At 71.5% G+C, this 13,910-nt stretch carries 11 protein-coding genes; all 11 read left to right on the forward strand.

Annotated elements, in window-relative coordinates:
• The first annotated feature begins 163 nt into the window (after positions 1-163).
• Positions 164-1,087, forward strand: coding sequence for an aspartate carbamoyltransferase catalytic subunit (locus MXD95_RS13765; RefSeq protein WP_250640997.1), 924 nt, complete (start codon positions 164-166; stop codon positions 1,085-1,087).
• A complete protein-coding gene (locus MXD95_RS13770) occupies positions 1,084-2,436 on the forward strand; it encodes a dihydroorotase (protein WP_250640998.1) in 1,353 nt (450 codons plus the stop codon). Before MXD95_RS13765 ends, MXD95_RS13770 begins: the two co-directional genes overlap by 4 nt.
• Entirely contained in the window at positions 2,433-3,584 is a 1,152-nt protein-coding gene (locus tag MXD95_RS13775) for a PH-like domain-containing protein (RefSeq protein WP_250640999.1), read from the forward strand. The genes MXD95_RS13770 and MXD95_RS13775 overlap by 4 nt, the downstream gene beginning before the upstream one ends.
• Positions 3,581-4,876, forward strand: a complete 1,296-nt coding sequence (gene carA / locus MXD95_RS13780; protein ID WP_374122026.1) for a glutamine-hydrolyzing carbamoyl-phosphate synthase small subunit — start codon at positions 3,581-3,583, stop codon at positions 4,874-4,876. Before MXD95_RS13775 ends, carA begins: the two co-directional genes overlap by 4 nt.
• Positions 4,876-8,340, forward strand: a complete 3,465-nt coding sequence (gene carB / locus MXD95_RS13785; RefSeq protein WP_250641000.1) for a carbamoyl-phosphate synthase large subunit — start codon at positions 4,876-4,878, stop codon at positions 8,338-8,340. Before carA ends, carB begins: the two co-directional genes overlap by 1 nt.
• Positions 8,337-9,227 carry an orotidine-5'-phosphate decarboxylase gene (pyrF, locus tag MXD95_RS13790; protein WP_480024041.1) on the forward strand — a complete coding sequence of 297 codons (891 nt, stop codon included), beginning with the start codon at positions 8,337-8,339 and terminating at the stop codon, positions 9,225-9,227. The genes carB and pyrF overlap by 4 nt, the downstream gene beginning before the upstream one ends.
• Positions 9,228-9,458: 231 nt before the next feature.
• Positions 9,459-9,776, forward strand: coding sequence for an integration host factor, actinobacterial type (mihF, locus tag MXD95_RS13795; RefSeq protein ID WP_163547901.1), 318 nt, complete (start codon positions 9,459-9,461; stop codon positions 9,774-9,776).
• Positions 9,777-10,027: 251 nt separating this feature from the next.
• A complete protein-coding gene (gene gmk, locus MXD95_RS13800) occupies positions 10,028-10,570 on the forward strand; it encodes a guanylate kinase (RefSeq protein WP_250641001.1) in 543 nt (180 codons plus the stop codon).
• Positions 10,571-10,740: 170 nt separating this feature from the next.
• Positions 10,741-11,025: a DNA-directed RNA polymerase subunit omega gene (gene rpoZ, locus MXD95_RS13805; protein WP_250641002.1), complete on the forward strand. Its 285-nt coding sequence runs from the start codon at positions 10,741-10,743 to the stop codon at positions 11,023-11,025.
• Positions 11,026-11,055: 30 nt separating this feature from the next.
• Positions 11,056-12,330, forward strand: coding sequence for a bifunctional phosphopantothenoylcysteine decarboxylase/phosphopantothenate--cysteine ligase CoaBC (gene coaBC, locus MXD95_RS13810; RefSeq protein ID WP_250641003.1), 1,275 nt, complete (start codon positions 11,056-11,058; stop codon positions 12,328-12,330).
• A 35-nt stretch (positions 12,331-12,365) separates the two neighbouring features.
• A complete protein-coding gene (gene metK / locus MXD95_RS13815; protein WP_250641004.1) occupies positions 12,366-13,562 on the forward strand; it encodes a methionine adenosyltransferase in 1,197 nt (398 codons plus the stop codon).
• The last annotated feature ends 348 nt before the right edge of the window (positions 13,563-13,910 follow it).

Genomic DNA, 13,910 nt, shown 5'->3' on the forward strand with positions numbered 1-13,910 from the left:
GCGCGCCGGGACCGGGCGTGACGCGTGCTGGCGTGACGCGTGCTGGCGTGACGCGTGCTGGCGTGACGCGTGCTGGCGTGACGAGTGCGAACGGGATGGGTGCCGGTGCGATGGCCGCCGCTGGTGTGGCGAGCGCAGGCGTGACGGCGAACGGGGGTGGGGTGTGAGACGGCACCTGCTGACGACCGAGGAGCTCAGTCGGGACGACGCGCTGCTGGTGCTCGACACCGCTGAACGCATGGCCCGGGTGGCCGAGGCGTCGGTTCGCAAGCTGCCGACCCTGCGCGGGCGCACCGTCGTCAACCTGTTCTTCGAGGATTCCACCCGTACCCGCACGTCCTTCGAGGTAGCCGCCAAGAGACTGTCGGCCGATGTGATCAATTTTTCGGCGCGCGGGTCAAGCGTGTCGAAGGGAGAAAGCCTGAAGGACACGGCACAGACCCTGGAGGCGATGGGTGCTGACGCCGTGGTTTGCCGGCATTCGGCCAGTGGCGCGCCGCACCGGCTGGCGTCCTGGGTGCGGGGCAGCGTCGTCAACGCTGGCGACGGCACCCACGAACATCCGACCCAGGCGCTTCTCGACGCCTTCACGATGCGCCGCCGGCTCGGCCGGATCGAGGGGCTGCGCGTCACCATCGTCGGTGACGTGCTGCATTCCCGGGTGGCCCGTTCCAACATCTGGCTGTTGGCCACTCTGGGTGCCAGTGTGACGGTCGTGGCTCCGCCGACGCTGTTGCCGCTGGGTGTCTCCGCGTGGCCGGTCGAGGTGTCGTACGACCTGGATGCCGTGCTGCCCAAGAGCGATGTGGTGATGATGCTGCGGGTTCAGCGGGAGCGGATGTCGGCGGCCTACTTCCCGACCGAGCGTGAGTACAGCCGCCGATACGGCCTGGACGTCGACCGGGCCGCGATCCTTCCGGAGCACGCTCTGGTGATGCATCCGGGGCCGATGGTGCGTGGCATGGAGATCGCCTCGCAGGTCGCCGACTCCGCCCGGTCGACCGTGGTGGAGCAGGTCGCGAACGGGGTGAGTGTGCGGATGGCCGTGTTGTATCTGCTGCTGGGCGGTTCTGGGGAGGTCTCATGAGCACGGCTGGGGCAGGTGCTCGGGCAGGCAAGGCGTGGGTGCTGCGCCGGGTGCGTCCGCTCGGTGGCGACCCGGTCGACGTGCTGCTCGCGGACGGCGTGATCGCGTCGTGGCGCCCGGGCGGTTCGACCGGCCCGGACTCCGAAGGTCTGCCGCCGGGCACCACGATCCTCGACACCGACGGCCTGATCCTGCTGCCCGGCCTCGTCGACCTGCACACCCACCTGCGCGAACCTGGCCGGGAGGACGCCGAGACGGTCGGGTCCGGTACCCGGGCGGCGGCGCTCGGCGGCTTCACCACGGTGTTCGCGATGGCCAACACCAATCCGGTGGCTGACACCGCGGGTGTGGTGGAGCAGGTCTACCGGCTCGGCGTCGACGCCGGGCACTGCGATGTGCGCCCGGTTGGTGCGGTCACCGTGGGCCTGGCCGGGCAGCGCCTCGCCGAGCTCGGCGCGATGGCCGGGTCCGCCGCGGGGGTGCGGGTGTTCTCCGACGACGGGCACTGCGTGTCCGACGCGCTGCTGATGCGCCGTGCGCTGGAGTACGTCAAAGCCTTTGACGGGGTCGTCGCCCAGCATGCCGAGGAGCCTCGCCTGACCGAAAACGCCCAGATGAACGAGGGCGTGGTGGCGGCTCGCCTGGGCCTGTCAGGCTGGCCCGCGGTCGCCGAGGAGGCGATCATCGCGCGGGATGCGCTGCTCGCCGGGCACGTCGACTCCCGCCTGCACATCTGTCATGTCTCCACCGCCGGCTCCGTGGAGATCATCCGCTGGGCCAAGGCGAAGGGCTGGCGGGTCACCGCCGAGGTCACCCCGCACCATCTGCTGCTGACCGAGGATCTGGTGAGCAGCTACGACCCCGTCTACAAGGTCAATCCGCCGCTGCGCACCGCCGACGACGTGGCGGCGCTGCGCGCCGGCCTCGCCGACGGCACCATCGACTGCGTGGCCACCGATCACGCTCCGCACGCGGCTGAGGACAAGGAGACCGAGTGGGCCGCGGCCCGTCCCGGCATGCTCGGTCTGCAGACGGCGCTGTCGGTGGTGATGGAGACGATGGTCGTCGGCGGACGCCTCGACTGGGCCGGCGTCGCCGATCGGATGGCGCTGGCGCCGGCGCGCATCGGCGGGCTGCCGAGCCCGGCGGTCGACGCGGGTGGCTCGGTGGCGGTGGGCGCGCCCGCCACCGTCACCCTGCTCGATCCCTCGCCCTGGCAGGTCGTCGACCCGGGCGCGCTGGCCAGCCGTAGCCGCAACACCCCATACGCGGGCCGGTCCCTGCCGGGTGCGGTTCGCGCGACGTTCCTGCGCGGGCGGCCCACCGTGCTCGACGGGATGATCGTATGAGTGCTGTTCTCTCCGCCGGACCGGCTGTCCTTTCCGCCGGACCAGTCCTGGTTGCGGCCGGGTCGACCCAGACGCGCCTGGCCCTTCGCGTCCTGCTCGTCGTCGGCCTGCTGCTGGTGGTCATCGCGGCCTTGGGCGCGCTGGTCCGGGCCTGGCGCAACCGCGCGCAGCGGCGCGAGGAGGACGGCCTGCCCGATGTGCCCGACCTGCCCGAGGCGCCGGCCGAGCCCGGCACCGTCCTCGCCGCGCCGCTGCGCGGGACGTACCTCGGCACCGCCGACGCCGGCCACTGGCGGGAGTGGATCGCCACCCGTGGCCTGGGCGGCCGCCTCGGCGGCTACCTCAGCGTGTACGAGACCGGGGTGCGGGTCGACCAGGGCGGTACGGCGTTCTGGATTCCGCGCGAGGCGGTGCGGGGGGCGCGCCTGGAACGTGCCCATGCCGGGAAGGTCTCGACGCCGGGCCGGCTCATCGTCGTGGCCTGGTCGTATGGCGGGCGTGAGCTGGAGACCGGGTTCCGCGGGGAGGACCGGGCCCGCCAGCCCAAGGTGGTCCGGGCCGTGCACGAACTGATCGGTCCGCCGCCGCCGCATCTTGCCTCCGGCGATGTCACCTCGCCGCACGCCCTGCCTTGGGTCCGCCCTCGGCTGCGCCCACGATCGATCGGGCACGGCGGCCCGCCGCGGCCGGGATCGGGTCAGCCCACCGAGGAGATGCCCGCCATCCGAGCCGGCCTTCGCCGCCGCCGTGGCTCCGCCCGATCCGACGGCCGCCAGGGCGATCCGCGGGCCGCTGCCGCCCGCTACCCGGGCCGTCGGCCGGAAGCGGCCGAGCCCCCTCGCCGCCGGCAGCCGGGCTATCCGGATCCCGGGCGGTCCGCGAGCCCGGGTACCGAGAGCAGGGGCTTTCCCACCGCCGCGGCGGCCGACTCGGCCGACTCGGCCGACTGGTATGCCGATCCGCGGCCGGCGCAGTCCAGGCGTCCCGGGCACTCCCACCAGACCCAGACCGGCGGATCGCCCCACGCGGCCGCCCCGCGCCCCGGGGGCCGGGTGCCGCCCGAACCCACCGACTCCGGCCGGTTTCCGGTCGTCGATCCGTTGACCTCGCCGCTTGGCGAGGTCCGCAGGCTGAAGGAGGATCGTTGAGCACCCTCACCCCGAGCGCCGGTGGCGCGCCGAATGCCGCGGGCGCGCCGAATGCCGCCGGCTCGACCGCCCCGGCCGCGGCGAGTCGCCCGTCCCGAGCAGTGCTGATGCTGGAGGATGGGCGCGCCTTCACCGGCGAGGCGTACGGCGCCGTCGGCGAGGCGTTCGGCGAGGCCGTGTTCTCCACCGGGATGACCGGCTACCAGGAGACACTCAGCGACCCCTCGTTCCACGGCCAGATCGTCATCATGACCGCGCCGCACATCGGGAACACCGGCGTCAACGACGACGACTACGAGTCCGACCGGATCCAGGTCGCCGGGTTCGTGGTCCGCGACCCGGCCCGGCGCCCGTCCAACTGGCGTTCGCGCGGCAGCCTCGACGACGAGCTGACCGCCGCCGGCGTGGTCGGCATCAGCGGCATCGATACCCGGGCGCTCACCCGCCACCTGCGTGAACGGGGGGCGATGCGCTGCGGCATCAGCAGCGTCCTGGACGAGCCGTCCGATCCGGGCGCTGGCGTTGGCGCCGGCGTTGGCGGCTCGGAGTCGGCCGGCGATCGGCAGGGCGCGCTGCTCGCCCGGGTGCGACGCTCGCCGAAGATGATCGGCGCCGACCTCGCCCCGCTCGTGTCCACCCCGGCGCCCTACCTGGTGCCGGCCGCCGACGGCGCACCGGCGCGCTTTACCGTCGCGGCGCTGGACCTCGGCATCAAACGGGCGACCCCGCTGGCACTCGCCGCGCTCGGCTGTGACGTGCATGTGCTGCCGGCCCGCAGTACCGGCGAGCAGTTGCTCGCGCTGAACCCGGACGGGGTGTTCCTGTCCAACGGGCCGGGCGATCCGGCCAGCGCCGACTATGCCGTCGACGCGCTGCGCGCGGTTCTTGAGGCGGGCGTGCCGGTGTTCGGCATCTGCTTCGGCCACCAGGTGCTGGCCCGAGCGCTGGGCTTCGAGACCTACAAGCTGACCTACGGCCACCGTGGGGTGAACCAGCCGGTGGGCGACACGGCCACCGGACGCATCGCGGTGACCAGCCAGAACCACGGTTTCGCCGTGCGCGCGCCCCTGACCGGTGCGACCGACACCCCGTTCGGCCGGGTGGTGGCCAGCCACATCGGTCTCAACGACGACGTCGTCGAGGGATTGGAGTGCCTGGACGTGCCCGCTTTCAGCGTGCAGTTCCACCCCGAGGCAGCGCCCGGCCCGCACGACGCGGCCGGCCTGTTCGAGAGGTTCCGTGACCTGATGGCGGGCAGCCGGGCGGCCGGGAACGCGGGAGGGCCGGCCTGATGCCACGGCGCGACGATCTGACCAGTGTCCTGGTGATCGGTTCCGGGCCGATCGTCATCGGCCAGGCCTGCGAGTTCGACTACTCCGGCACGCAGGCCTGCCGGGTGCTGCGGGCGGAGGGCCTGCGGGTCATCCTGGTCAACAGCAACCCGGCCACGATCATGACCGACCCGGAGATCGCTGACGCGACCTACGTCGAGCCGATCACCCCGGACATCGTCACCAAGATCATCGACCGGGAGCGGCCCGATGCCATCCTGGCCACGATGGGCGGCCAGACGGCGCTGAACACCGCGGTCGCGCTGCATGACTCGGGTGTCCTGGACCGGTTCGGCGTCCGGCTGATCGGCGCGAACATCGACGCGATCCGTTCCGGCGAGGACCGCCAGGCGTTCAAGAACATCGTGGCGGCCGTCGGCGGCGAGTCCGCGCGCAGCGCCGTCTGCCACACGGTCGACGAGTGTCTGGCGGCGGGGGAGGAGTTCTCCTACCCGGTGGTCGTGCGGCCGAGCTTCACCCTCGGCGGCGCCGGCAGCGGCTTCGCCCACGACGTGGCCGAGCTCACCCGGATGGCCGCCGACGGCCTGGCGGCGAGCCCGTCCACCGAGGTGCTGGTCGAGGAGTCGGTGCTTGGCTGGAAGGAGTTCGAGCTCGAGCTCATGCGCGACCGCGCCGACAACGTGGTGGTGGTCTGCTCGATCGAGAACGTCGACCCGATGGGCGTGCACACCGGCGACTCGATCACCGTCGCCCCGGCGATGACGCTCACCGACCGCGAGTACCAGCGGATGCGTGACATGTCGATCGCGGTGATGCGGGCCGTCGGCGTCGACGCGGGCGGCTGCAACATCCAGTTCGCCGTGGACCCGGCAACCGGGCGCCAGGTCGTCATCGAGATGAACCCGCGGGTCTCGCGCTCCTCGGCGCTGGCCTCGAAGGCCACCGGCTTCCCGATCGCCAAGATCTCGGCGAAGCTCGCGCTCGGCTACACCCTGGACGAGATCCCCAACGACATCACCCGCACCACCCCGGCGGCCTTCGAGCCGACGCTGGACTATGTGGTGGTCAAGGTGCCGCGGTTCGCGTTCGAGAAGTTCCCCGGCGCCGACCCGTCGCTCACCACGACGATGAAGTCCGTCGGCGAGGCGATGGGGGTGGGCCGCAGTTTCGCCGAGGCACTGCAGAAGGCGCTGCGCTCGCTGGAGTCCGCCGGCTCCGTGTTCACCTTCACCGCCCCTGAACAGGACGCGGCACAGCTGCTGGAAACCGCCCGCACGCCGACCGACGGCCGGCTGCGGGTCGTCCAACAGGCCCTGCTCGCCGGCGCGGACCCGGACGAGGTGTCGGCGGCCACCGGCATCGACCCCTGGTTCGTCGACCAGCTCGTGTTCCTCAACGAGATCGCCAGAGCGGTGAGCCGGGACCCCGAGGGCATCCGCCGGGCCAAGCGGGCCGGTTTCTCCGACGCCCAGCTCGCCGGCATCCTGGGGACCAAGGAAGACATCGTGCGGACCTTCCGGCACCGCGCCGGCATCCGACCGGTGTTCAAGACCGTCGACACCTGCGCCGCCGAGTTCGCCTCCGAGACGCCCTACCACTACTCCGCCTACGACGAGGAGACCGAGGTCGCGCCGAGCGACCGGCCCCGGGTGATCGTGCTTGGCAGCGGCCCGAACCGCATCGGCCAGGGCATCGAGTTCGACTACGCCTGTTGCCACGCGGTGATGGCACTCTCGGACGCCGGATTCGAGACCGTCATGGTCAACTGCAACCCGGAGACGGTGTCCACCGACTACGACACCGCCGACCGGCTCTACGTCGAACCGCTCACCCTCGAGGACGTCCTCGAGGTCGTGCACGCGGAATCGCAGGCCGGGCCGCTGGCCGGGGTGATCGTCCAGCTTGGTGGGCAGACCCCGCTGGGCATCGCCGCGGCGCTGGCGGAGGCCGGCGTGCCGATCGTCGGCACCCCACCGGCGGCGATCCACCTCGCCGAGGACCGGGGTCTGTTCGGCCGGGTGCTGGCCGCCGCCAACCTGCCCTCGCCGCCGCACGGCGTGGCGACCTCCTTCGCCGAGGCACGTACGGTCGCCGAGCGGATCGGATACCCCGTGCTGGTCCGCCCGTCCTACGTCCTCGGCGGGCGCGGAATGGAGATCGTCTACGACGACACCATGCTGCGTGACTACATCGAGCGGGCCACCGCGATCTCGCCCGAGCACCCGGTGCTCGTCGACCGGTTCCTCGACGACGCGGTCGAGATCGACGTCGACGCGCTGTTCGACGGCGAGACGCTCTATCTGGCCGGGGTGATGGAGCACATCGAGGAGGCCGGGGTGCACTCCGGCGACTCGGCCTGCGCTCTGCCGCCGATCACGCTCGGCCGCTCCGACCTGGAGCGCATCCGCACCTCGACCGAGGCGATCGCACGCGGGGTCGGGGTGCGGGGGCTGCTCAACGTCCAGTACGCCCTGCAGTCCGACGTGCTGTACGTGCTGGAGGCCAACCCGCGCGCATCGCGGACCGTGCCGTTCGTGTCCAAGGCGACGGCGGTGCCGCTGGCCAAGGCAGCGGCGAGGGTGATGCTCGGGTCGACCATCGGTGAGCTGCGGGCCGAGGGCCTGCTGCCGAGCACCGGTGACGGCGCGAGCCTGCCGTTGGACTCGCACATCGCGGTCAAGGAGGCGGTGCTGCCGTTCGGCCGGTTCCGCGACGCGGGCGGGCGCGGCGTCGACACGGTGCTCGGCCCGGAGATGAAGTCCACCGGCGAGGTGATGGGCATCGACGACGGCTTCGGCACCGCCTACGCCAAGTCGCAGGCCGCCGCCTACGCCTCGCTGCCCACCTACGGCCGGGTGTTCGTCTCGGTGGCCAACCGGGACAAGCGAGCAATGATCTTCCCGATCAAGCGGCTGGCCGACCTCGGGTTCGTCGTCTACGCCACCGAGGGCACCGCCGAGGTGCTGCGCCGCAACGGCGTGAAGGCGGTCGTGCTCGGCAAGCACCGCGCCCCGCGCGAGGGCCTGCTCGACTGTGTCGAGATGATCACCTCGGGTCAGATCGACCTGGTCATCAACACCCCGTGGGGAGTGGGCCCGCGCCTGGACGGCTACGAGATCCGTACCGCCTGCGTGAGTGCCGGCGTTCCGTGTATCACCACGATCCAGGGCGCCGCGGCCTGCGTGCAGGGCGTCGAGTCGCTGGTCCGAGGCGAGCTCGGCGTCCGCCCGCTGCAGGAGTACCACGCTGTCCTGCGGGAGGCCTGGGGCGACGCTCCGCCCGCTGGGACTGGGCGTGGGGGAGGAGCTGGTGCTGCCGAGGCCGGGCTGCCCGCCGAGGGCCGTCCCGCCGAGGGCCGGCTGGCGGAAGGCCGGCTGGCGGAGGGCCAGGTTGCGGAGAGTAGCTCCGGGGCGGGTCAGCTGGCCGGGGGGCAGTCCCAGAGCACTGCGCGGACCAGTCGGTGAGCGCATGGCCGGCGCCGGGTGCACGGGAACGGCATACCGCTGCCCCGCGCTATGTGGCACCACCGGGACGCGCACCGCTGGCGGTGGCGCTCGACGCGCCGGACGGGGCGAGTGCGCTGCGCTGGGCAGCCGCGGTCGCGCCACATGCCGCAGTGCTCAAGATCGGCATGGAGCTGTTCTACCGGGAAGGGCCGGCGTTCATCGAGCGGCTGCGGGCCCAGGGCCTGCTGGCCGACCCCGCCAGGCGTAAGGGGCTCGGTTCCGCGCAACCGGCGGAGTCGGGCTCGCCCGGCTCCTGGGCCGACGCGGCGCGGGGTCTCGCGGAGAACGGCGTGGGGATGGCGCCGGAGCTTTTCCTCGATCTGAAGCTGCATGACATTCCGGCAACTGTCGCCGGGGGCATGAGGTCGGTCGCCACGCTGCTTCCTCGCTTCGTCACCGTCCATGCGGCGGGGGGATCGGCGATGGTACGCGCGGCTCTTGAGGCAGCCCCCGGGGTGGACGTCGCGGTTGTGACCGTACTCACCTCGCTGGACGCGGCGGAGCTGGCGGCCGTCGGGCTCGCCGGGTCGCCACAGGACGCCGTGCGACGCCTCGCGGACCTCGCTGTCGAGGCTGGGGCGCACACTCTTGTGTGCAGCCCGCAGGAGGTTCGAATGGTCCGTTCGGAGCTTGGTGACAACGTGACTCTCATCACGCCAGGTGTGCGTCCGTCGGGCTCGGACGTGGCCGATCAGGCTCGGATCGCGACCCCGCGCGAGGCGGTCGAGGCGGGCGCCGACCTCGTCGTTGTGGGCCGTCCGATCACCCGAGCCACCGATCTGGGCGAGGCCGCCCGGGCCGTAGCGGACAGTATTTCCGCAGGTAGGGCGCCTGTCGCGCGCTGACGGCCGAGGTCAGGGCAGGGTGTGTTCGTCCTGGTGCGGTATGAAGCGGTACGGTGGGGACGTCGTAGACCGAAAGGGTGCGGCACGAGCGGGCCACCCCTTTCGTCCCGTCAAAGCCTTCTCTTGTGCGGACAATATGTCCGCGTCAGAGTGTTGTGGCCAAGGCTGGACTGAGGAACCACTTCCTCGCTAGTTTGCGCGGCGCGATCACCGAATTGAGGAGGCGTACCCGTGCCCCTGCCGCCCCTAACGCCCGAGCAGCGGGCCGCCGCCCTTGAGAAAGCCGCACTGGCTCGTAAGCAGCGCGCAGAACTCAAGGACCGGCTGAAGAAGGCGGAGACGACTCTGGCTGCCGTGCTGGAACAGGCGGAGGCTGATGAAGTCGTCGGCAAGATGAAGGTTTCGGCTGTTCTCGAGTCGCTTCCCGGGGTTGGGCGCGTGCGTGCCCAGAAGATCCGGGAACGTCTCGGCATCAGCCCGACCCGCCGACTGAGAGGGCTCGGCGCGAAGCAGCGCGCCGCGCTCCTCGAGGAGTTCGGAACGGCCTGATCCGGGATGGAGCGGAAATCCGCTCCGACATCTGGAGGATGGCTGGCTGGGTCGCGGCACAGCCGGGTGAGCGGTGTCACGTACGTTCTTCTGGTGAAGCCGCGGGACCTTACGCACGGATCGGGGGCCGGAAATGCCTACCGTCCCCCGATCCGAATGTCCATTGGGAACCAAGTCCCTTCCCTGAGATGTTCCGCAGACGGACGACCGGTCCCCGGCGCTGTGTGGGCATCGCGGCCTAGGGTATGAGCGTGGGCCTCACAGTGCTGTCCGGGCCATCCGGAGTCGGGAAGGGAACGGTCGTCGCGGCCGTGCGCAGTCGTCATCCCAAGGTCTGGGTCTCGGTGAGTACCACCACCCGGGCACCCCGTCCGGGGGAGACGGACGGTGTCGAGTACCACTTCGTCGACGCCGAGGAGTTCGCGCGCATGGTGAAGGCCGGCGAGTTCGTCGAACACGCGATGTTCGCCGGGCACGCCTATGGCACTCCGCGGCGGCCTCTGGCGCAGCGGCTGGCGGCGGGCATCTCCTGCCTGCTGGAGATCGAACTACTCGGTGCCCGGCAGGTCCGCTCGGCGATGCCCGACGCCCGTTTCGTCTTCCTGGCCCCGCCCACGTTCGACGAACTCGTCCGGCGGCTGACCACTCGCGGCACCGAGGCGCCCGAGGTCATCGCTCGCCGGCTGGACCGGGCTCGCATCGAGCTCGCGGCCGAGACCGAGTTCGACCACGTCGTCGTCAACGAGGATGTGCAGGTCGCGGCCGACCGCTTGGTAGCATTGATGATCGACTAACGTCGCGCGCTCGGCGTCCGCTGGCTGTGTGCCGGCTGGTCGTACTCGGCTGGCCGCAGGTCAGCTGGGCTGCCCGTCAGCTCGGTCGTACGTCAGCTGGTTCAATGTTGACTGGTTCCATGTGAGCTGGTTCGCGCCAGCAACCAGGCGTCACCATCAGGAAGGACACCGTGGCCGGTACCGTTGCCCATCCCGAGGGCATCACCAACCCCCCCATCGACGAGCTGCTCGAGGCCACCGACTCGAAGTACAGCCTGGTCATCTACGCGGCCAAGCGGGCTCGTCAGATCAACGCCTACTACTCCCAGCTCGGCGAGGGCCTGCTGGAGTACGTCGGCCCGCTGGTCGAGACGACCAACGCCCAGGAGAAGCCGCTGTCGATCGCGCTGCGCGAGATCAACGCCGGCCTGCTCACCCACGAGACGGTCACCGACAGCCTCCCGCCGATCGCCTGACCGGCTGCCTTCGATGACCTCCCGCCTCCGGTGACCGGCACGGCCGCCGATCCCGCCGTCAGGCGCCGGGTCGTCCTGGGCGTCGCCGGCGGGATCGCCGCCTACAAGGCGGTCGAGGTGCTGCGCCGATTCACCGAGGCCGGCCACGAGGTGCGGGTCGTGCCGACCCCGGCGGCGCTGCGGTTCGTCGGGGAGACGACCTGGGCCGCGCTGTCGGGCAACCCGGTGACCACCGGTGTCTGGGATGACGCCGACGAGGTGGCCCACGTGCGCATCGGCCGGCAGGCCGATCTGGTGCTCGTCGCGCCGGCCACGGCGGACCTGCTGGCCCGCGCGGTCGCCGGTCGCGCCGACGACCTGCTCACCGGCACGCTGCTCACTGCCACCTGCCCGGTCGTGTTCGCCCCGGCGATGCACACCGAGATGTGGCTGCATCCGGCGACCCAGGCGAACGTCGCCACCCTGCGCGCCCGGGGCGCGATCGTCCTCGATCCGGCCGTCGGCCGGCTCACCGGCGCCGACTCCGGTCCCGGCCGTCTACCGGAGCCCGCCGAGATCGCGGCGCTCGGGATGTCCGTACTCGCCCGTGGCCCCGCGGCGGTGCGTCCCGATCTCGCCGACCGGCACGTGCTGGTTACCGCCGGTGGCACCCGTGAGTACGTCGACCCGGTCCGTTTCCTCGGCAACGCGTCGAGTGGGCGGCAGGGCTACGCGGTGGCCCGCGCCGCGGTGGCCCGCGGCGCCGCCTCCGTCACCGTGGTCGCCGCGAACGTCGCCCTGCCCGAGGTCGCCGGCGCCCGCACGATCCCAGTCGTCTCCGCCGCCGAGCTGCGGGACCGGGTGCACGAAGCGGCGCCGTCCGCCGATCTGGTGGTGATGTCCGCCGCCGTCGCCGACTTCCGGCCCGCGGACCCGTCGGCGCACAAAATCAAGAAGGATTCCGCCGCCCTCGATGTCATAGCGCTGACACAAAACCCTGACGTGTTGTCCGAGTTGCTGGCGAACCGCCGTCCGGGCCAACTGCTCGTGGGATTCGCCGCGGAGACCGGTGGCCCGGATGCCGGCATGCTCGACCTCGCCCGGGCGAAACTCGCCCGCAAGCCGGTGGACCTGCTGGTCGTGAACCAGGTGGGCCGGGGGCTCGGCTTCGAGGCCGCGGACAATGCCGCCGTCGTCCTGGATCCGCGTGGCCGCGAGACAGTCATCGAGCGGATGAGCAAGGACCTGGTCGCGCACCGGATTCTCGATCTGGTGGCCGAACTCGCGGCCGAGCCGATGCAGGTGCCCGTGCGGAGTCCTCGGTAAGCTTCATCGGAATCAACTTCCAGGGGGTACGACCAGTGGCGACGCGCCTGTTCACATCCGAGTCCGTCACCGAGGGACATCCGGACAAAATTGCCGACCAGATCAGTGACTCGATCCTCGATGCCATGATCAAGGATGACCCGAAGAGCCGGGTCGCGGTGGAGACCCTCATCACCACCGGTCAGGTCCATGTCGCCGGTGAGGTCACCACCAAGACCTACGTCGACATCGCCGCCGTCGTGCGTGAGCGGATCCTGGAGATCGGCTACGACTCGTCGAAGAAGGGCTTCGACGGCGCCTCCTGTGGCGTCAGCGTCTCGATCGGTGCCCAGTCCGCCGACATCGCGCAGGGCGTCGACACCGCGCACGAGTCCCGGGTCGAAGGCTTCAACGAGGACGAGCTCGACCGTCAGGGTGCCGGCGACCAGGGCCTCATGTTCGGCTTCGCCTGTGACCAGACCCCCGAGCTCCTGCCGCTGCCGATCGCGCTGGCGCACCGGCTCGCCCGCCGGCTGTCCGCCGTGCGCAAGGATGGTCAGGTCGGCTACCTGCGTCCCGACGGCAAGACCCAGGTCACCATCGAGTACGTCGACGGCAGGCCGGTCCGCCTCGACACGGTCGTCGTGTCCTCTCAGCACGCCGCCGACATCGACCTCGAGACGCTGCTCGCTCCCGACATCGCCGAGTACGTCGTCGAGCCGGAGCTCGCCCTGCTCGACATCTCGACCGAGGGCCGCCGCCTGCTGGTGAACCCGACCGGCAAGTTCGAGATCGGCGGCCCGATGGGCGACGCCGGTCTCACCGGCCGCAAGATCATCGTCGACACGTATGGCGGTTATGCCCGCCACGGCGGCGGTGCCTTCTCCGGCAAGGACCCGTCCAAGGTCGACCGTTCCGCCGCCTACGCGACGCGCTGGGTGGCCAAGAACGTCGTCGCCGCCGGCCTCGCGAAGGCCTGCGAGGTGCAGGTCGCCTACGCGATCGGCAAGGCGCACCCGGTCGGCCTGTTCGTCGAGACCTTCGGCACCGGTGCCGTCCCCAACGAGCAGATCCAGGACGCGGTCACCCAGGTCTTCGACCTGCGCCCGGCCGCGATCATCCGGGATCTCGACCTGCTGCGCCCGATCTACGCCCAGACCGCCGCCTACGGCCACTTCGGCCGCCCCGAGCTCGACTTCACCTGGGAGTCGACCACGCGCGCCGAGGCTCTGCAGCGCGCCGTCAAGGGCTGAGCGTCCACGAAGCGCTCCGCACTACCGGTCTTCGAGGCCGGGCCGTTCCCGTCGCACCAGCACCATCCCTGACGGGGCCGGCCCGGCCTCGGGCATGTCGGCCCAGGCTCCGCTTCGGGGGCCGGCTCCGCTTCGGGGTGGGCTCCGCCTCAGGGCCGGCTCCGGCTCAGGGTGGGCTCCGTTTCGGGCCGGGCTTCCGTTTCGGGCCGGGCTTCCGTTTCGGGCCGGGCTTCCGTTTCGGGCCGGGCTTCCGTTTCGGTCCGGCTCCGCCTCGGTCCGGCTCCGCCTCGGTCCGGCTCCGCCTCGGTCCGGCTCCGCCTCGGTCCGGCTCCGCCTCGGTCCGGCTCC

The organism is Frankia sp. AiPa1 (assembly GCF_023243075.1).
Classification (GTDB): domain Bacteria; phylum Actinomycetota; class Actinomycetes; order Frankiales; family Frankiaceae; genus Frankia.

Excerpts from the sequence above, each read along its gene's own strand:
- MXD95_RS13770 (WP_250640998.1), top strand. The coding sequence starts at position 1,084 with ATGAGCACGGCTGGGGCAGGTGCTCGGGCAGGCAAGGCGTGGGTGCTG.
- carB (WP_250641000.1), top strand. The coding sequence starts at position 4,876 with ATGCCACGGCGCGACGATCTGACCAGTGTCCTGGTGATCGGTTCCGGG.
- MXD95_RS13775 (WP_250640999.1), top strand. The coding sequence starts at position 2,433 with ATGAGTGCTGTTCTCTCCGCCGGACCGGCTGTCCTTTCCGCCGGACCA.